The 18,695-nt window shown below is 63.4% G+C and carries 20 protein-coding genes; 11 read left to right on the top strand and 9 right to left on the bottom strand.

Annotation, left to right across the window (positions count from 1 at the left end; all coding sequences use genetic code 11):
• Positions 1-4: 4 nt before the first annotated feature.
• Positions 5-958 (bottom strand): VOC family protein, encoded by a 954-nt coding sequence (locus BKA07_RS15445; RefSeq protein ID WP_167951666.1) that lies wholly within the window; start codon positions 956-958, stop codon positions 5-7.
• 217 nt (positions 959-1,175) lie between these two features.
• Here BKA07_RS15445 and BKA07_RS15440 point away from each other — a divergent pair, with 217 nt between their 5' ends.
• The 3 genes from BKA07_RS15440 (at position 1,176) to BKA07_RS15430 (ending at position 3,919) form a co-directional block, all read left to right on the top strand.
• Positions 1,176-2,792, top strand: coding sequence for an acetolactate synthase large subunit (locus tag BKA07_RS15440; RefSeq protein WP_209043996.1), 1,617 nt, complete (start codon positions 1,176-1,178; stop codon positions 2,790-2,792).
• A 108-nt stretch (positions 2,793-2,900) separates the two neighbouring features.
• On the top strand, positions 2,901-3,398 hold the full coding sequence (locus BKA07_RS15435) for a hypothetical protein (protein ID WP_167951665.1): 498 nt from the start codon (positions 2,901-2,903) through the stop codon (positions 3,396-3,398).
• Between the two features lie 47 nt (positions 3,399-3,445).
• Complete coding sequence (locus BKA07_RS15430) at positions 3,446-3,919, top strand: aldehyde dehydrogenase family protein (protein ID WP_167951664.1); 474 nt, start codon at positions 3,446-3,448, stop codon at positions 3,917-3,919.
• On the opposite strand, the gene BKA07_RS15425 is transcribed toward BKA07_RS15430, so the two are convergent.
• The 5 genes from BKA07_RS15425 to BKA07_RS15405 all read right to left on the bottom strand — a co-directional run bounded on the left by BKA07_RS15425 (position 3,841) and on the right by BKA07_RS15405 (position 8,200).
• Positions 3,841-4,212, bottom strand: a complete 372-nt coding sequence (locus BKA07_RS15425; RefSeq protein ID WP_167951663.1) for a PH domain-containing protein — start codon at positions 4,210-4,212, stop codon at positions 3,841-3,843. The genes BKA07_RS15430 and BKA07_RS15425 overlap by 79 nt on opposite strands.
• Before the next feature lie 251 nt (positions 4,213-4,463).
• Positions 4,464-4,931, bottom strand: coding sequence for a ribonuclease E activity regulator RraA (gene rraA, locus BKA07_RS15420; protein ID WP_167951662.1), 468 nt, complete (start codon positions 4,929-4,931; stop codon positions 4,464-4,466).
• Between the two features lie 65 nt (positions 4,932-4,996).
• Positions 4,997-6,022 carry a D-cysteine desulfhydrase family protein gene (locus BKA07_RS15415; protein ID WP_167951661.1) on the bottom strand — a complete coding sequence of 342 codons (1,026 nt, stop codon included), beginning with the start codon at positions 6,020-6,022 and terminating at the stop codon, positions 4,997-4,999.
• A 37-nt stretch (positions 6,023-6,059) separates the two neighbouring features.
• Positions 6,060-6,536: a hypothetical protein gene (locus tag BKA07_RS15410; protein WP_167951660.1), complete on the bottom strand. Its 477-nt coding sequence runs from the start codon at positions 6,534-6,536 to the stop codon at positions 6,060-6,062.
• 299 nt (positions 6,537-6,835) lie between these two features.
• On the bottom strand, positions 6,836-8,200 hold the full coding sequence (locus tag BKA07_RS15405; protein ID WP_167951659.1) for a dicarboxylate/amino acid:cation symporter: 1,365 nt from the start codon (positions 8,198-8,200) through the stop codon (positions 6,836-6,838).
• 341 nt (positions 8,201-8,541) lie between these two features.
• On the opposite strand from BKA07_RS15405, the gene thpD reads away from it, so the two are divergent.
• Entirely contained in the window at positions 8,542-9,447 is a 906-nt protein-coding gene (gene thpD, locus BKA07_RS15400) for an ectoine hydroxylase (RefSeq protein WP_167951658.1), read from the top strand.
• Positions 9,448-9,599: 152 nt separating this feature from the next.
• Here thpD and BKA07_RS15395 read toward each other — a convergent pair whose 3' ends face one another.
• Positions 9,600-9,866 carry a hypothetical protein gene (locus BKA07_RS15395; RefSeq protein WP_167951657.1) on the bottom strand — a complete coding sequence of 89 codons (267 nt, stop codon included), beginning with the start codon at positions 9,864-9,866 and terminating at the stop codon, positions 9,600-9,602.
• A 155-nt stretch (positions 9,867-10,021) separates the two neighbouring features.
• Between BKA07_RS15395 and BKA07_RS15390 the strand changes: the two genes are divergently transcribed.
• From BKA07_RS15390 to BKA07_RS15380, 3 genes are all read left to right on the top strand, one after another.
• Positions 10,022-11,107 carry a DUF418 domain-containing protein gene (locus BKA07_RS15390; RefSeq protein ID WP_167951656.1) on the top strand — a complete coding sequence of 362 codons (1,086 nt, stop codon included), beginning with the start codon at positions 10,022-10,024 and terminating at the stop codon, positions 11,105-11,107.
• Between the two features lie 81 nt (positions 11,108-11,188).
• Positions 11,189-11,371, top strand: coding sequence for a hypothetical protein (locus BKA07_RS15385; protein ID WP_167951655.1), 183 nt, complete (start codon positions 11,189-11,191; stop codon positions 11,369-11,371).
• A gap of 204 nt (positions 11,372-11,575) precedes the next feature.
• Positions 11,576-12,082 carry a DUF3237 domain-containing protein gene (locus tag BKA07_RS15380; RefSeq protein WP_167951654.1) on the top strand — a complete coding sequence of 169 codons (507 nt, stop codon included), beginning with the start codon at positions 11,576-11,578 and terminating at the stop codon, positions 12,080-12,082.
• A 41-nt stretch (positions 12,083-12,123) separates the two neighbouring features.
• On the opposite strand, the gene BKA07_RS15375 is transcribed toward BKA07_RS15380, so the two are convergent.
• Positions 12,124-13,470, bottom strand: coding sequence for an MFS transporter (locus BKA07_RS15375; RefSeq protein WP_167951653.1), 1,347 nt, complete (start codon positions 13,468-13,470; stop codon positions 12,124-12,126).
• Between the two features lie 291 nt (positions 13,471-13,761).
• On the opposite strand from BKA07_RS15375, the gene BKA07_RS15370 reads away from it, so the two are divergent.
• The 3 genes from BKA07_RS15370 to BKA07_RS15360 all read left to right on the top strand — a co-directional run bounded on the left by BKA07_RS15370 (position 13,762) and on the right by BKA07_RS15360 (position 16,781).
• Positions 13,762-14,613: a methylenetetrahydrofolate reductase gene (locus tag BKA07_RS15370; RefSeq protein WP_342449093.1), complete on the top strand. Its 852-nt coding sequence runs from the start codon at positions 13,762-13,764 to the stop codon at positions 14,611-14,613.
• Positions 14,614-14,692: 79 nt separating this feature from the next.
• The gene (gene ligM, locus BKA07_RS15365; RefSeq protein ID WP_167951652.1) at positions 14,693-16,096 is read left to right on the top strand and encodes a vanillate/3-O-methylgallate O-demethylase; all 1,404 of its coding nucleotides are present in this window, start codon (positions 14,693-14,695) and stop codon (positions 16,094-16,096) included.
• Positions 16,097-16,166: 70 nt separating this feature from the next.
• Positions 16,167-16,781 carry a PadR family transcriptional regulator gene (locus BKA07_RS15360; RefSeq protein WP_167951651.1) on the top strand — a complete coding sequence of 205 codons (615 nt, stop codon included), beginning with the start codon at positions 16,167-16,169 and terminating at the stop codon, positions 16,779-16,781.
• 13 nt (positions 16,782-16,794) lie between these two features.
• On the opposite strand, the gene BKA07_RS15355 is transcribed toward BKA07_RS15360, so the two are convergent.
• On the bottom strand, positions 16,795-17,559 hold the full coding sequence (locus BKA07_RS15355; RefSeq protein ID WP_245161977.1) for a phosphatase PAP2 family protein: 765 nt from the start codon (positions 17,557-17,559) through the stop codon (positions 16,795-16,797).
• Positions 17,560-17,685: 126 nt separating this feature from the next.
• On the opposite strand from BKA07_RS15355, the gene BKA07_RS15350 reads away from it, so the two are divergent.
• Complete coding sequence (locus BKA07_RS15350) at positions 17,686-18,687, top strand: acetamidase/formamidase family protein (protein ID WP_167951650.1); 1,002 nt, start codon at positions 17,686-17,688, stop codon at positions 18,685-18,687.
• Positions 18,688-18,695 lie beyond the last annotated feature (8 nt).

Genomic DNA, 18,695 nt, shown 5'->3' with positions numbered 1-18,695 from the left:
GTGATTACCGCGCCAGCGCCTCGTCGACGGAGCTGATGCCCGTTGCGACTGTGACCTGGGTGTTCCAGGGGTCGCTCAGGCGCACCGAACGTCCGTCATCGGCGAACTGCATGTTCCGTGCGGTGAGTCGAGCGACGAGCGCGTCGAGGTCCTCGCGACCGGGGACGGTGATCGCAACATCGCCGAGCCCGAGGCCGGCCGCACGAGGGCCTGCACCCTGGCTGTTCCAGGTGTTCATCGCTACGTGGTGGTGGTAGCCGCCCGCCGAGGCGAAGAGCACACCCGGCATCGAAGCGAAGGTCGGTTCGAAGCCGAGGGCGTCGACATAGAAGGCGCGTGCCGTGGGAACGTCGCCGACCTGCAGGTGCACGTGCCCGACCTTGCCGGGCTGCGCCGAAGTGTTCGCGACGATGTGATCGTCGAGGTGCTCGGCGAGGAAGGCGTTGGGGTCGAGGTAGATGGTATCCATGCGGACCTCGCCCTCGTCGGTGTGCAGCCACTGTGAGCGATCGCGGTCGACATAGAGTTCGATGCCGTTGCCCTCGGGGTCGGTGAAGTAGAAGGCCTCGCTGACGAGGTGATCACTCGATCCGACGAAGCGCGAGTTCGTGTTCTGTGCGGCGTGGGCGACCGTGGCCGCCAGTGAGGCCCGGTCCTCGAACAGGAAGGCGGTGTGGAAGAGGCCCGCCTGGCGCGGATCCACCGCGGGCAATCCCGGTGTCGAGACGAGTTTGACCATCGGAGTGGTACCGCGACCGAGCACGCGGTGAACCTCGCTGCCGCGGGAAGCCTCTTCGATGGGCTCCATGGCCAGAGCGTTCGAGTAGTACGTCGACATGGTCTCGAGGTCTCCGACGCGGAGCGTGACGGCATCCATGCCGGTGGCGACGTTGAGGGTGGTGTCGTTGACAGCGGCGTGCTGCTGGGAGGGAGTGGAGGTGCTGCCGGCGGAGGTCATGTCATCGTCCTTACAGTGGTGAGGTGACTGATGTAGATAATTGAACATTCAACTACCAGTGTACAGTCACATGACCACCACGACAAGAAGGTTATTCCCCCGCGTCGGAATGAGCGCGCAAGCAGCGCCGAGCAGCGGCATCGATTCAGACGGTCCGGCACCGGAGCCTTCGGGTGTGATACCACGGAGTCAACTGCTGTCCATGGAGGAGAACTCCATGACCGACTTCGAAGGAGATGAAGGCATGAACGGTGCGGAGAGCCTGCTGGAGACGCTCGGGCACAACGGAATCGAGGTCTGCTTCGCCAACCCCGGTACCTCGGAGATGCATTTCGTGGCGGCACTGGACCGGCAGCCTCACGTGCGAGGTGTCCTCGGACTCTTCGAAGGAGTCGTCACCGGAGCCGCCGACGGCTACTCGCGGATGCTCGACAAACCCGCGGCCACACTGCTGCATCTGGGCCCCGGTGCCGCCAACGGTCTGTCCAGCCTGCACAACGCTCTGCGCGCCCGAGTCTCGATGGTCAACATCATCGGTGATCACGCCGGCTACCATCGCGGGCTCGACGCGCCGCTGACCTCCGACATCGAAGGTGCGCTGCGACCATTCAGCGACTGGGTGCGCACCTCACCATCGGCGAATTCGATCGCCGAGGACGCCGCCGATGCCATCGGCTACAGCCTCTCGGGGCAGATCAGCTCCCTCATCCTTCCCGCCGACACCGCGTGGAACACGGCAGATCAGTACACACGGCCGGCAGAAGCGATCGCGCCCACCCCGCTGGCCGGCGATGCGGCCGAGATCGACGCTGCTGCCGCACGACTGAGAGATGCGGGCCCGCGCACTGCCATCCTCCTCGGCGGGCGTGCCCTGCGCTCGGCGCAGCTCGAGGCAGCCGCGCAGATCGCTGAGGCAACGGGTGCGACCTTGCTGGCCGAGACGTTCGCCGCCCGGACCGAACGCGGCGCCGGTCGGCCGACGGTGACGAAGATTCCCTATCCGGTCGAGCCATCCGTCGAACTGCTGAAGAACTTCGACGCCGTGATCTTCGTCGACGCGAAACCGCCCGTGGCCTTCTTCGCCTACCCGGACAAGCCCAGCGTCCTGACCGCCCCCGGCACCACATTCTTCACGCTCAGTCCCATCGGTGCAGACTCATTGCGGGCGCTCGAGGCTCTGCAGGATGCGGTCGGGTCGAGCCCGACAGGAAATTCCCTCGCCGAGGCGGCCGGCGGTTCACGTGACCGGTCCTCCCTGCGTGCGGAGCTGGCTACTGCTCCCGTGCCCAGCGGCGCCATCACCGCAGCAAAGCTTGCGGCTTGGCTGTCCGGTTCGATTCCGGAGAACGCCATCGTCGTCGACGAGTCCATCACCACGGGCCGCGACTTCTACGCACAGACGGCGCATTCGCAACCCCACGACTACCTCGGCGGCACAGGCGGGTCGATCGGGTGGGCGCTGCCGGTCGGTGCCGGGTCGGCGATCTCGAGCCCCGATCGGAAGGTCATCGTCTTGGAATCCGACGGATCGGGAATGTACAACCCGCAGTCTCTGTGGACTTACGCCCGCGAGCAGCTCGACATCGTCGTCCTCATCTTCGCCAACCGGAAATATCAGATTCTTCGTAATGAGATGTCCAATGTCGGCGTTCCCGACTTCGGTCCGAAGGCCGAATCTCTGCTCGACATCGGCAACCCTGCCATCGACTGGGTCTCCCTCTCCCGCGGCATGGGCGTGCCGGCGACCCGGGTGGAGACGATCGAAGACTTGGATCGTGATTTCCGTGCGGGTGTGGCTGATACCGGTCCGCGACTCATCGAGGTGCTGCTCTGATGCCGTAGAGCCCTTCATGAGTGGGTCTTGAGTCGTTCTGCTCGGGCCGATGCAGTCCGGAGACACCCGGGGCACGAAGAGCTGGCCCGGAATCGATAGGGTGGGTTTATGATGTCTGTTCCTCGGGGCGCCTCCGCTCTGATCGTGGCCTTCGCCCTTGCGCTCGGCGGCTGCAGTTCACCCGAGTCGGAGACAAGTGACATAGAGGCCGGACAGGCCGCCGAGGTGCCCAGCAGTGACTTCGACAGCACCGATGAAGTCGGTGATTTCCTCAACAACACCATCGACGACGCCCATGTCCACCGAGAATCCGAGAGCAACCCGGACTTCGCGCATGAGACGGACGCCGATCGCCTGCACGTCGAATTCCCGTCCGAGGGGATGCTGAACACCGATAAGAAGGCCACTGCCGATGCGGTCCAGGCCGCCGGCAGTGCGACGTTCGACTATGACGTGCTCATGGTCACCGGCAGCACGGACACCGGTACCTGGTCATACATCTACAGTGCCGAGACCGTGGAAGCGATGACCAAGGACGATTCCCCCGTTGAGGCGGATACGGTGTGGGAGTCGGCCGATCAGGACTTTGACTCCGTGCATCGCTGAGATGAGCAGGCGGCTCGGTTGACAGCGCTGCCTCCCTTCAGAGAACCGTGGGTCCGCGAAGCCTACCTGCAGCGGTCGATGTCGAGGTGTGCATCTGTGCCGAGGAGGCCTTCGGTCCCGTCATCTCGATTCTGCAATACGACGACTCGGCCGGGTTCGAGGAAGCCATCGACCTGGCCAACAACACAGAATTCGGGTTGGGTGGCATCGTCTTCGGCGCCGACGCTGACCGTGCCCAGGCAGTTGCCGAGCAGGTCGATTCGGTGTCGGTGGGAGTGAACTTCTTCGGCTCGAACCACAACGCGCCCTTCGGTGGCCGTCATCACTCCGGTCTCGGCGTCGAATACGGCGTCGAGGGCCTGAGCCAGTACGTCAGCTACCAGTCGATCCACCGGAAAGGCTGGTGCAAAGACCTTCGGAAGGAGGCCCTACTGTCGTCTGCTCAGCCGATGACGGCTTGTGCGATGAGATTGTCGAGGCGTCGGACGTCCAGTCCTTTGCCGATCTTGATCTTCAGATGACCTGCGCGGGTCCACAGTTCCAGCTCGGCATTGAAATCAAGCTTTCCGCTGTTCTCGCTCGACCACATGGTGATCGACGAATACGGAATCGAGTACATCTCGACCTTCTTCCCGGTCAGCCCCTGGGCATCTCGAATGATCAGCCTCTTGTTGGTGAAGACGGCCGAGTCGCGGATGGTCTTGAACGCGGTGATCGGTGTTTCACCGTTCACAAGAACGGGACCGAGGTCATCGGGAATGGGGCATTCGGCTGTGAAGGTCCATGCTGCAAGCGCCTGAAGATCTGATGTCATGACCAGATCATACTGCGAATATAGTTTAGGTTTGAATTGGAGTGTGTGCGCTCGACGACGAGTGGCGGGCACCAGTCGCATTAGGGTTGTTGTCACCGTAATGATCGACAGTCGCTTGTAGCGCCGTTGGCCGAGAACGATGGCGATGTCGTCGACTTCTGAGCGCAGCAGGTCGAGGACGCGGTCGCCCTCTTCCCAGCAGCACTGTCAGTCGGGAAAGAAGCAGATCTGCCGCAGTGGGGCGGGCATGGCTACTTCTCCACGACGACACCATCGGGATCCGCGAACACCATGGCACCGGGGCGGATCGTGGCCCCGCCGATCTCGACCGTGACGTCGAGTTCGCCCGCCCCGGTCTTGGAACTCTTGCGCGGATTGCTCGCCAGCGCTTTGATGCCGAGGCCCATTGAGGACAGCGCCACGCGGTCGCGGACCGCTCCGTTGATGACGACTCCGGCCCAGCCGTTGCTCACGGCGAGCTCGGCGATCATGTCGCCCATGAGCGCCGTCCCGATCGACCCTCCGCCGTCGATGATGAGCACGGCACCGTCACCGGGCTGGGACAGTGTCGACTTCGCCAGGGCATTGTCCTCGAAGCAGCGAACGGTGCGGGCGGGTCCGGAGAATGAGTCCTTGGCCCCGAAGTCGCCGAAGTTCAGGGCGATCGAGTTGAGTTCTGGTCCGCGTTCGTCCCAGAGATCAGCGGTCGAGACTGTCATGGTGTTTCCCTCCGTCGGATGACATTGTCAGGTGCATCGTTGTGTACTGGTCAAGGGACCCCAGACTAGGCGAACGCTCCCGCGCGGGCATAGAGTCCGGGCACTCCACCGGAGTGGATGAAGACGACGGTGTCCTCGGGGCCGAAGCGCCCCTGTCTGATCAGATCGATGAGACCGGCGGCCGCCTTGCCGGTGTAGACGGGATCGAGTAGGATTCCCTCGGTCTTCGCGAAGAGGCGCACGGCCTCGACCATCCCGGGAGTCGGCAGTGCGTACCCGGTGCCGAAGTAGTCGCCCAGACCGACGCTGCATTCACGGGGGACGGGCGGGAGCTCGAGGAGAGCCGCCACCTCGTCGACGAGGTTGACGATCTTCGGTTCCTGGTCCTTCTGCGTCCGACTGACGTTGATGCCGATCACCGGGAGCTGACTGTCGGCACCGTGGAAACCTGCGACGAGTCCTGCCTGCGTCCCTGCGGAACCGCTCGGGGCCACGATCGATGTGACGTCGAGGTCCGCCTCGGCGAATTGGGTGAGCAGCTCCTGGGCACAGTCGACATAACCCAGCGCGCCGGTGACGTTCGAACCGCCCACCGGGATGACATAGGGCTTCTTCCCCTGCGCCCTGAGGTCGTCGGCGAGCTCGTGCACCCGCGACACCAGGTCGCTGCCGTGGGGAAGGACCTCGGTCGAATCCGCGCCGAGGAGGTCGAAGAGCAGGAAATTGCCTGTGTGATCCGGGGGATTGCCACCGGCCTCCGCAGGCACCGGATTCCCATCGGCGCCGAGGTCCTCCTCGAGCACGAGATGGCATTCGAGTCCTTCGTGACGAGCCGCTGAGAGTGTGAGCCTGCAGTGATTGGACTGCACCCCGCCCACCGTGACGAGCGTATCGGCTCCCTGTGCCAGGGCTTCGGCGATGAGGAACTCGAGTTTGCGGGTCTTGTTCCCGCCCTGAGTCAGGCCCAGCTGGTCATCGCGTTTGATCCAGATCTGCGGCCCGCCCAGCTCGGCGCTCAAGGCTCCGAGATGCTCGAGCGGGGTGGGCCCCTCGGTGTAGTGGCGGCGGGGCAGTGTGTTCAGGTCGACCATATCTCCCGAGTCTACTTGCCAACTGCTGGTGCCAGGCTCAGTGAGACGGCTGCGAGCGGTCCTTGAACTGGACATGGTGAACCGCCGGGTGGTCGCCATGTGTGGCGGCTTCGTTGTCGACGTCGAAGGTCAGCAATTCACCGGTGGCCGTGTTCTTATAGACCACGGATGACGATTCCGCGGCCCCGTCTGCGGCGACGCGATCCCACTGAGTCGCATGCTCGTCACCATGCTCGGACAAGGCTTCGACGACGTCGGGTGTGGCGTACTCACCGACTGCGGCGTCGGAACCGACAGCCCACGCCCTCACGAGCTCATCCGCGTAGCCGGACGCATTCGCCGGATAGCCATCACTGTGCGCAGCGACGGCACCACTGACCTCGGCGCTGGACCCAGAATCTGTCGGAGAGTTCGTTGATGCCAGCGCGGATCCGCCAGTGATCGCGACTCCCGCGACGCCGACGACCGCAGCGACTGACAGTGCTGCTGCGCGATTGCGAATGGTGGTGTTCATAGCGTCATTGCCTCCTGCTGTGACAGTAAGTGTGAGTGACTGTCAGTGATACGTCATCGATCTCGTCGATTATCGTCGCTGCAGGTGAGCACCAACGGATAGTTGTTGAGGGAATCCACAGAGACTGTTGAGAGTCTGTGGACCTATCATTGCAGTGATGTCGCAGAATCGACATAGACGCAGAGTTTTCGTCATATAGATCGATTATGGAACGCACAAGGATGCTTTTGACTTCACGTTCGAAATGCGATCGTGATCAAGAATTTTCGTCGGACAGCCGCCTCGGCGGGGGTGTCGGCTCATTCGGGCCTGATCGATCCGGACCTGAACTCTTCGGCGTCATTCGGATCGATGTCATCATTGTCGACCTCCTCCGAATCATCGGGCTTGTCCATCCAGTCCTTCCCGTCGAGGATGCGCGCGACCATCATGGAACTGGTCTGGTCGCCGACCGAGTTGACGGTGGTGGCCGGGGGATCGATGACTGTGCCGATGATCTGGATGATCGGCAGGGCCGCGGCGGGGAAGCCGTAGAGCGTAATGATCATCAGCTCGCCGATGAACCCGCCGGCGGGGATGCCGGCCATGACCATCCCGGCCAGCAGCGCCACGGCGATGCCGATGAGGATGTTGCCGGGGGTGAAGAAGTCGCGGCCGAACACGGCGAAGAGGAACGCGATCTTGAGGATCGCGGACAGGCTCGAGCCCTCCATGTGGATCGTCGCTCCGATGGGGACGATCGTCTCCCGGATGTCGCGGGGCACGCCTATGCGCCTGCCCGCACGGAGATTGGCCGGGATCGCCGCGACCGAGGAGGACGTGCCCAGCGAGATCGCCGTCGGTTCGATGATGTTGGACCAGAACGCTCGGATCCCGCGCCTGCCGCCGGCGAGGAAGGAATAGAGCGTGAAGGCGACGACGAAGTACACGATCGCCACGGGGTAGTAGACGAGGAAGGCGCGCACATAGTCGCCGACCAGCTGTGCCCCGAGCTCACCGATCAGCGCCGCGAAGTAGGCGCCCAGGCCGATCGGAGCGTAGTACATGATGATCGACGTGAACTTCAGGAACACCTCGGTGCCGGAGGTCAGGAACGCGGCGAAGGGTTTGCCCTTCTCGCCGATGCCGCTGGTCGCGATGCCGACGATGACGGCGAAGACGATGAGGGCGAGCATGTGCTCGGCAGAGAGGATCTTCGAGAAGTCATCGACGACGAAGGTCTGGACGAGCTGATCGCCGATCGACCCGACCTCCTCGACGTCCTCCGGCTGTGTCATCTCGACCTGGACGCCCTCGGTGGCACCGGTGAACCACAGGGCGACGATCATGACCAGTGAGGAGATGATGCCGGTGATCGCGAAGACGCCGAGCATGCTGCCCATGATCTTTCCCAGGCGCTTGGCCGAGGACATGCCCGCGACCGCCGAGGAGATGGAGAAGAACACGAGCGGGACGACGAGGGTGAACATCATGTTGATGAACAGCGTTCCGAAGGGTTTGATGACCGTTGCCCGCTCGCCGAAGATCAGCCCGATGATCGCGCCGATGACGACGCCGGTGAGAATGAACAGCGGAAACCGGTAGTTGCGCAGAACGCCGCCGAACTTCGACAAGGGCCCGGGCGGATTCGGAGACTGCAGATCGGAGTCAGCGAGGGACGACATCAGTCCTGCCTTTCAGTTCGAGGGACACAGCACGATTCATTTGGAGGGGCACAGCACGGGGTCACGACAACACCGTGCACGAGCCACGAGATCGCCGTGGTGCCAGTCTCGGCACCACCGTGCGAACGCCGTGGCTACGGCGATGCTAATGCACGTGAGAGGGGGAGGTGCGCCTGTCTCAAGGACGGGCCGATCGCACGATCTGCAGGTCCCCGGCCAGGGGTTTCACCGAATGAATCCCCCTGCTACGGTGACGATACAAGCGGAATGTCCTTGTCGTTCCCCTCAAAATCGGTTTCGGAGCGACGAGGCATTCGCATTCATCCGAGGAAGGGAGAACGATGACAGTAATTTCACCGTCGACAACCACGGATCGCTACCCCACCCGCTCCGGCGAGACCACAGAAGTCCTCGACCGCCGGGGACCGATCGCATACGGCTCGGCCGACCAGGGACCGCTGGATGCGGCGACGTTGCAGCATTATGACGACAAGGGGTATATCGCCATCGACGAGCTCATCACACCTGAGGAGCTCGAACTGTTCAAGGCCGAGCTGCACCGGCTGGCCAACGATCCGAAGACCAAGGACGACGAGGCGACCATCGTCGAGGCGAAGTCGAACGAGGTCAGGTCGATCTTCGACATTCACCGCACGAACGAGATCTTCCGCAAGATCGCCAACGATCCTCGAGTCGTGGCCCGTGCCCAGCAGCTGCTGGGTTCCGAGGTCTACATCCACCAGAGCCGCATCAACTACAAGCCCGGTTTCGTCGGCAAGGAATTCTCCTGGCACTCCGACTTCGAAACCTGGCACGCCGAGGACGGCATGCCCGAACCGCGTGCCGTGAGCCTGTCGCTGTCGCTGACCGACAACTACTCGTTCAACGGGCCGCTGATGATCATGCCCGGCTCGCACCAGCGCTACATCAGCTGCGTCGGTGGAACACCCGAGGACAATTACAAGAAGTCGCTGGTCATGCAGGGGGCGGGCACGCCCGATCCGCAGACTCTGACCGACTTCGCCGATGAGTACGGCATCGATGTTCTCGAAGGCCCCGCCGGTGGTGCGGTGATGTTCGACTCGAACTGCATGCACGCCTCGAACGGCAATGTGACACCGTACTCGCGGTCGAACATCTTCATCGTCTACAACTCGGTGGAGAACGCGTGCGTCGAGCCCTTCGCCGCACCGAAGCCGCGCCCCGAGTTCGCCGGCAGCACGGATTTCACGCCTGCCGGTTCCTGACGAGGGACCGTTCCTGACGAGGGGCTGCCCTTGATGAGGGGTTGCCCTGACGAGGACGACGTCTCCTGGTACTGACCGCTGAAGCGAGAAGTCCGGCGTCCGGTGATCAGATATCACCGGACGCCGGACTTCTTCTCTGCTGCCTCATCGTGTCAGTCGTCTGAGCCGATCTCCGGAGCCATCTTCGACTCGTCGACAGCCTCATGTGAGCCATCGGGGTTGCGGTAGAGCTTCACGCCTTCATGATCGGCGGCTTCTTGGGCATCCTCCTCGACGTCTGCCTCGACGTATCCAGGAGTCGATCCGTACGAGACGTCCGGTCCGCTCGCCTTCGAAGCCACCTCGTCGAGTTTGTCGTTGATCTTCTCCGATGCCTTTCGCTGATCCTGCTTGCTCGGCCGCTCGTGTTCATCAGTCATGTCTCAACACCTCGCTCTGCTCGGCTCGTCTGTGGACTCCATGGTACTCCGGAGCCGACCGGACCGAGCTGAGATCTCCGATGCCGGAGCGGTGTCAGACGGGAATGCAACACGGGTTGTTGAAATGGGGCGTGTGCCTGGTACCGTCGGCGATCATGACCGCTTCATCCTCTGCCGAGACCTCTCTTCACCGGCCCGATTCCTCCCGACCGACGGATCGCATCGTCTCGATCGACGTCATCCGCGGCATCGCCATCGCGGGGATCCTGCTCATCAACATCACCTACTTCCTCAACAGGGCCGGCCAGGACGAGGCGGTTCACGGCGTCGATGCCGTGATTTGGCAGGTTATCGACGTCCTCGCTCTGGGGAAGTTCCACTTCGTCTTCGCCTTCCTCTTCGGCACAGGAGTCTTCATCTTCTTGTCCCGACTGACGGCGAAGGGACGCTCGACCTGGGTCTACATCCGACGCATGCTCATCCTCATCGTCGCCGGCGCGGTCAACTCCGCACTGGGAGGCATCGACGTGCTCGCCTCGTACGGCTGCCTCGCACTCGTTCTTCTCCTGCTGACGCTTGTGCCGAGGTCGGTCCTCGTCACGGTCGGCATCGCTGCGGCGATCATTCCTGACGCGTTGCACATGCTCTCGACGCTGTCATCGGTGGGCATCGAGATTCCCGGGGCACTGCTCCTGGTCTTGGAGTTCGGTCGTACGTTGGGCCATATGGTTCTCGGGTTCTGGCTGGCCGAGCGCGGGCTGTTCGCCGCGGGTACTCGCGTGCCGGTCGGTTGGATCTTCGGGATCGGCTTGGTATTGTCCCTGCCTGTCTGGATCTGGTCGTTCACTGCCGGGACCGGGACGGAAGCGGCACATGAGGTCGCTTTCCGCACGGCGATGATCCCCGGTCTCATGTACATCACCGGTCTGATTCTGCTGCTGCGCCTGCCGTTGGCGCAGAGAGGGCTGTCCTTCCTGCGTTTCTACGGGCGGATGGCCTTCAGCAACTATCTGGGCCAGACCGTCATCTGTGTGACGATCCTTCCGCTTCTCGTCGGTCCCGGCCGGCTGTCGGCCCTCGCCGCGTTGGGCTTCTGGCTCGGTGTCGTCGTCGTCCAGTGCGTGATCTCCATGCTGTGGCTGCGTTGGCTGCGCTTCGGCCCCTTGGAATGGGTGTGGCGCTGCGGAACCTATCTGGAGATCACCCCGCTTCGGGCCGACGGCGACGGTCGGAGTCTGTGAGTCGCTGCGGGACCGTATCGCTCGAGGTGGTCGCGGGTGCATGATGGACGTATGCACCGACAGCCGAGAGGAGGTGCAGCCATGTCTGAGAATCCTCAGTCCGAGGGTGGGCAGGACCAGTCCTCAACCACGCCCGCCGAGGCGAGCAGCGGTTTCGCAGGAATGTCCGAATCCGAACAGAGCCGCCACGAGCACGACGACAGGATCGTCGACGAATGGGAGGACGAGTCGTTCCCCGCCAGCGACCCGCCAGGACACTACTGATCGGCTGCCGAGCTGAGCCGCCCGCCGCTGCAGCAGACCGCGACGAACGGTCTGTCGGTGACGGTGTGGGATACGCGGTGGAGTTGGAGTCGCTCGACCGGGCACGCGAAGGCTGTGCCGACTTCGATGCGTGAGCGCACGTGACAAGACCGAGACCCCTGCCAGCGTGGGAACTCCTGCCGATGAGAATGAGGAGGCACGTCTATGACAGCGACGCCTGAGGATCCGATCGACCCGGGCCCTGATGAGGTAGCGCCACCGGGTCTGTCGTACCTGGCGACCATCGACGTCGACGTGGACGCACCGATCACGATCGGCAGCACCGTCGATGGTCTGCGCAAGGTCGTCCCCATCCGCGGCGGACGGGTCAGCGGCCCGGGGCTCAGCGGAGACGTCCTCGACGCCGGTGCCGACTTCCAGCAGTACCCCACCGATACCGTTGCCCATCTCGCCGCCGACTATGTTCTCAGGACCGATGACGGGCACCATGTCCTCGTCGAAAACCGAGCGCTGCGCACAGGCAGCAGCAGCGACCTCAGCAAGCTCATGAGCGGCGAGCATGTCGATCCGGGGAGGATCTACTTTCGGTGCGTACCCAGGTTGAGCGCCGATCGGTCGGGCCCCTACGCCTGGATGAGCGACGTTCTGTTCATCGGCAGCGGAGTGCGCAGTCCCAACGGCGTGAGGATCGACATCTTCCAGGTCCTCTGAAGCCCGTCATCTGAATCGGAGCCGACCCGCGCCCGCGAACCTCACGCCGCAGTCGTGTGTCTGACCTCCGGCCGCCGGTTCGCCTCGACGTCGACTCCGCGCATGCCCAGCAGGACCACTGCCGCCGACAGAAGCACGACACCGACGAAGACGTAGATCGCCTGCGGACTCCACCCGCCATCGAGCATCGCACCCGTGGCGGTCGGGGCGATGATCGCACCGAAGCGACCGATGCCGATTCCCCAGCCCACGCCGGTCGACCGCAGTGAAGCCGAGTAGGACTGAGGCGTGAGGACGTAGAGGCCGGCGATGCACCCATTGCTGAACATGCCCACCAGCACACCGACGACGATGACAAGAACGATCCACTGCGCCGTGAAGATGAACACGGCCATGAGGATCGCCGCGACGATGGAGAAGCACATCAGCACCGACCGGGTCGACCACCGTCCGGTGAAGAGACCGAAGACCACGGAGCCGATGGCCCCGCCCAAGGTCAGCCCGACGGTGACGATCATCGACAGGGTGTCGGTCAGCCCTGTTTCGTGCATGAGCCGCGGCGTCCACGAGTTGACGAAGTAGAAGCCGAACATGACGATGAAGAACGTTGCCCAGACGACGAAGGTGGCCCGTCGGTTGCGTGCGTTGAACAGTGACAGGAGACCCGAGTCGGCCGTCTCGTCCTGCTGGGCCGCCGAGGAGCCGGAGAGGTCGACGGGGGCGGGATGGCCCAGTCTGCGGGCGATCGTCTCGAGCTTGGGCATCGCGTTCTTCGGCTGTCGGTTATAGAGGTAGGACGGGGACTCGGGGACCAGCAGCAGCACGAGGACGAGCGATACCGCCGCCAGGCAGCCTCCGAGGACGAAGACCGAACGCCACCCATAGGTGGCGATGAGCGTGACCATCACGGACCCGCCGACGGCCGCGCCGATTCCGTACCCGGCCGTGTAGATGCTGATGACGAGACCACGTCGCTTCCGAGAGGCGTATTCTGCACAGATGACATTGGTCCCGACGAGGATGCCGCCGATCCCCAGTCCCGTGACGACGCGCCAGATGCCCAGCTGAGTCGCCGAGGTGGCGGTGGCGGAGAGGAACAGCCCGCAGGTATTGACGATGAGAGCGATCACGGTCATGTTCCGTCGCCCGATTCGATCCGCGACGGGTCCCAGGACGAGCGCGCCGATGGCCATCCCCAGCAGCGCCGCGCTCATGACGAGGCCGAGAACCGTTCCCGAGAGAGCGAACTCTTCGCTGACTTGGTTCGAGGAGAAGGAGATGGCCAGCACGTCGTAGCCGTCCAGGGCGTTGAGGAAGGTGCAGATGCCGACGATCAGCCATTGATAGCCAGACATTCGAGAGGCGTCGAGTCGTTCGCGCAGGTCCACCGCGTGCTCCGATTCTGTGATGGGGCGGCATCCGCGACGGTGCGGATACCTATGATGAGTCCAGATACCTATGACGATAGGTAAAGCGTGATGTCAGGCACATTATCAGCGCCAGGAGGCTCGGGCAATGGTTCTGCGCATTCAAGTGTCCCGAGTGACGGTGACCGAAGACTTCTTTTGCCTATGGACATAGGTAAACGGATGTGCGTAGAGTGATCTCACACACCGACCCGAGTGCTGACCCCACCGCAGCGTCGAACCCACCGCAGTGTTCACGAAAGGAACCGCCCCGTGGTCGCAAATTCTGCAACAGACGTACTCCACGACTTCTCACTTGAGATGACCGGAAAAGACGTCTCCAACCTTCAGCAGGCCGCCTCCGCCATTCCGCCGGGGACACGCGTCAACGTGACCTTCCTCGGCAATGAGAACCTGGAGATGCGCGTCGAAGCAGCCAAGGAAGTGCTCGAACTCGGGTTCGTTCCCGTCGCCCACGTCTCCGCCCGCAGACTGGCTTCGGAGGCCGATCTGAGGGAATTCCTCGACGCCTTGCAGCAGGCGGGAGCCAGCGAACACGTCTTCATCGTCGGAGGGGACCCCGCAACGCCCGAAGGGCCGTACCCCGATTCGCTCACCGTCATCCGCACGGGCATCCTTCAGGAGTACGGCGTCCGAGAGGTCGGGCTCGCCGGTTACCCCGAAGGCCACCCCGACATCAGCAGCGACACCCTCTGGGAGCACATGGCGGCCAAGAACTCGTCCTTGGCTGAGCAGGGCCTCGATCAAGTGGTGCTCACCCAATTCGGCTTCGACGCAGAGCAGGTTGCCGACTGGGTCCACGAGGTGCGCGCCCGCGGTATCGACTCCGAGATCCGCATCGGCACCCCGGGGCCGGCGGGCATCAAACGCCTCCTCGGATACGCCCGTCGATTCGGTGTGGGAACCAGTGCCGGAATCGCGAAGAAGTACGGGTTCTCGCTGACGAACCTCCTCGGCACCGCCGGTCCCGACAGATTCCTCACCGACCTGTCGGCCTACGACTCCATCATAGGAGAATCCTCGGGGGTGAAGGCGCACTTCTACACATTCGGCGGACTCACGACCACCGCCGAATGGATCCGCGACTTCAGAGTGAAGACCTGAGGAATCAGAGCCGACGAGCGCTCTCCACCTCACCATCCGACAGTCAGAGAAACGACACGAACAGAGAGGTTCCACCACCATGAGCGACAATCTCCAGCAGATCCTCGATGCCACCAACCCTGTCGAGCATCTGCGCAATTCGCAGATCGGGTCCTACATCTATCCGGTCGTACCCGCCGACTTCACCAATTGGATCAAGGAACAGAAGGCATGGCGTGAGACCGCCGTCCTCTACGACCAGTCACATCACATGGACAACGTGTTCCTCAAAGGCTCTGACGCCATCAGGCTGATATCCGACACCGCGATCAACTCGGTGGCCAACTTCGCGGTGAACAAGGCCAAGCAGTACGTGCCCACCACCTCCTCCGGCCATGTCATCGGCGACGGCATCCTCTTCCACGAGGCCGAGGATGAATACGTGTACGTGGGGCGCTCGCCCGCATCGAACTGGCTGCTCTACCACGCAGAGACCGGTGGCTACCCGAACCTCGACATCGAGGTCGACCGCCGCTCACCCTCACGGCCCTACGGCCACGCGGTCAGCCGCCGCTACTACCGCTTCCAGATCCAGGGCCCCAACGCCTGGTCGATCATCGAGAAGCTCAACGGCGGCGAACTCGAGAAGCTGCGCTTCTTCAACATGTCAACCATGACCATCGCCGGCAAGCAGGTCCGCACACTGCGCCACGGCATGGCCGGAGCCCCAGGTCTCGAAGTCTGGGGGCCCTATGAGGACCATGATCAGATCCGCGACGCCATCGTCGAGGCCGGCGCTGAGTTCGGTCTGCTGCCCGTCGGATCCCGGGCCTACCCGTCGAATACCCTGGAATCCGGTTGGATCCCCTCACCTCTGCCGGCGATCTACACCGGAGAGGCCGAGCGTGGGTACCGCGAATGGCTCGGCGCCGACAGCTACGAAGCCACGGGCACCCTGGCCGGCTCGTTCGTCTCCGACGACATCGAGGACTACTACCTGACCCCGTGGGAACTCGGCTACGGGTCGTTCGTGAAGTTCGATCACGACTTCATCGGCCGCAGCGCCCTGGAAGCCATGGACCCGGACAAGCAGCGCAGGAAGGTGACTCTGGCCTGGGATGCCGAGGACCTGGGCTCGGTGCTGACCTCACCGCTGAACGTCGATGGGCCGAATTACAAGTACTTCGACCTGCCCTTGGCGAACTACGGGTCGGCGAACTACGACTCGGTCGTCGACGCCGACGGCAATGTCGTCGGGTTCTCGATGTTCACGGGCTATTCGGCCAACGAGCGCCGAGGCCTGTCTTTGGCCACGGTCGACCCCGATGTGCCGGAGGGTGCCGAGCTCAAGGTCGTCTGGGGCGAGCCCGACGGCGGCACGTCGAAGGCTTCGGTCGAGAAGCACGAGCAGACCGAGGTCGGCGTTGTCGTCAGCCCCGTGCCGTACTCGACCGTTGCGCGTCAGACCTACCGCGGTGGGTGGCGCACCGGCCGAAACGCTTGAGAGCTGTAGTCTGAGGGGGCCCGGGCAGCAGGCCCGGGCCCCTCGCTGATTCGCATGATAGGGAACCACGATGAGTCTCCGAAGTGCTCTGCTCGCGCTGCTGCGCATCGGGCCGATGTCCGGTTACGAGCTGGCCAAGCAATTCTCCCAGTCCGTCGGCCATGTCTGGCATGCGCCGGATTCGCAGATCTATCCGGAACTGCGGAAGATGGCGACAGAAGGACTCGTCGTCGCCGAGGAGCAGACCCGTGGGACCGCCGGCAGGCGCCGTGTCTACCATGCCACCGAGGCGGGGGAGCGGGCCTTCCTCGACTGGATGAACTCTCCGCTGAAGTACCAACGCACGCGTGATGCCGCACACCTGAGGGCGGCCTATCTGGAGTCGGCGGACCAGGAGGCGATCTGCGATTTCCTTCGCGGGCACATCGAGCACTGGCAGGGCGAACTCAAGGTGTGGGAAGACGAGATCGCCACGATCGAGGCCCTCGAGTCCCCGATGCTCAACCGTCGTCTGGCGGTCACGGCCGAGGAGGACCGTGAAGTCACCATCGAGTACAAAAAGTTCGCCTATGAGGGTCTGGCCGCGCGGGCACGGAGTGAGATCGACTGGGCCCAGCGGGGTCTCAAACTCAGCAGGAGGCTTGAGCGCACAGCTGAGACAGCCTCGAGCCGGCACACCGATTAGGACACGCGAGGAATCATGGTGAAGCTGCCACCGTATTCGCCCGGCGTTGCAGCCGGCGGCGCGCACGGGTGTCGTACTGCACCAGGATGCGCAGGAACAGACCACCGGCGAGGAGCCCACCGATGAGGTCGGTGATCCAATGCCAGCCCAGGAGGAACGAGACCACCACGGAGTTCGCGGTGATCGCGACCACCACCCAGCACAGAACTCGTACGAGCTGCCTCGACGCGCCGCTGTAGTTGGCGATGAGATAGACAACCGCCCCGTAGACGAGCACCGCCTCGGAGGTGTGGCCCGAAGGGTAGCTGATCCCGCGGTCGCCGAACTCGAGCAGCCCTCCTTGGAAGAACCTCGGGTCGTGCAGAGTCGTTGCGGGCCGCGCGAGCAGGAATTTCAGGCCGCCGACTCCGATGAAGAAAGCCGCCTCGGTGGCCAAGGCGAATCCGATCGGACGCCAGGACTGGGTGCGGCGTGAGAGCACGATGGCCACGATCGCCAAAACGGGCAGACAAACCGCTTGACCTGCGATACTGTCGAGAACATTCTGGGCGAACCACACCAGATCAGGGTTGAAGAGGTAGAGCCAGCGCCGATTGAGCGTGTAGTCGAAGACCCGCATGGGGCCGGCGGCGATGATGGTCACCGCGATGAATCCGATCGCCAATGCCCAAATCGAGGTTGCCCGATACAGCCATCCCCTGCCCTCAGCCTGTGTTCGGTCACGACCGGAGGGATCACCGGTCGGAGCATCAGGCGTCCTATGCGTATCGACAGCCATCAGAGTTGATTCTAGTCGTTAAGACGTCTCGACGTGGACCCAGCTGCGTCGCGGCGCCCGCTGCGGCGTATCCTGCCGAATGATCCGAACCGTTGGCCTTGTGTCGCAGATCACGTAGAATCAAGTATGGACGTCCTCGACTTTGCTCCTGAGCGCGATCAGTTCGTTTACACCTTCGGCGGTTCGCAACCGGTCGCCACCATCCGACCGGGAACTGCCCTGCGACTGTGGTCAGAGGACGCATTCAACAATGCGATCACCTCGGCGATGGATGTGCCGAGCAGCAGACTCGACCCGAGGTTCCTCAATCCGCAGACGGGCCCGTTCTTCGTCGACGGCGCCGAACCCGGTGACACGCTCGCGATCCACATCGTCGATCTCAGCCCGGCCCGGAGCTGGGGAGCCTCGGCCACGATCCCGTTCTTCGGCGGACTGACGATGACGGACAGGACGAGCCTCCTCCACGATGCTCTGCCGGAAGCCGCGTGGATCTACGAGATCGATTCGGCAGCGCAGACTGTGGGGTTCCAGGCACGGCATGGAGATTTCGAGCTGGCGCTGCCGCTCGAACCCATGCTCGGCACCGTTGGTGTGGCCCCGGCCGGTGGAGAGGTTCATTCCTCGCTGACTCCCGAACGGTTCGGCGGAAACATGGACACGCCCGAGATGAAGGTCGGCGCCACGGCGTATTTCAGGGTCAACGTCGACGGTGCGCTGTTCTCACTCGGAGACGGGCACTACAGGCAAGGCGAAGGCGAAGCTTGTGGGACCGCCGTCGAGGGTGCCATGAACTCCACCGTGATCGTCGACCTCATCAAGGGCGGTGGCCCCGCCTGGCCCCGGCTGGAAACCGACGACCATTGGATGATCGTGGGGTCCTCGCGGCCGATGGAGGATTCGTGGAGGATCTCGCAGGTGCAGATGATCGGCTGGCTCGGCGAACTCTTCGAGCTGGAGACGATGGACGCCTATCAGCTGCTGACGCAGATTTCCCTGGTGCCGGTCGCCAACGTGGTCGACACCAACTACAGCGTCGTGACGAAGATCGCGAAATCCCTGCTTCCCGAGCGCAGTGCCTTCGGAGGTCTCCACGCGGACCTGCGCGATCGCGCCCGGTCGATGATGTAGCAGCTGGA

It is taken from the genome of Brevibacterium marinum, from assembly GCF_011927955.1.
GTDB classification, from domain to species: Bacteria; Actinomycetota; Actinomycetes; order Actinomycetales; family Brevibacteriaceae; genus Brevibacterium; species Brevibacterium marinum.
The sequence above is the reverse complement of the archived record's forward strand: the minus strand, read 5'-3'. Positions and strand labels throughout refer to the sequence as shown.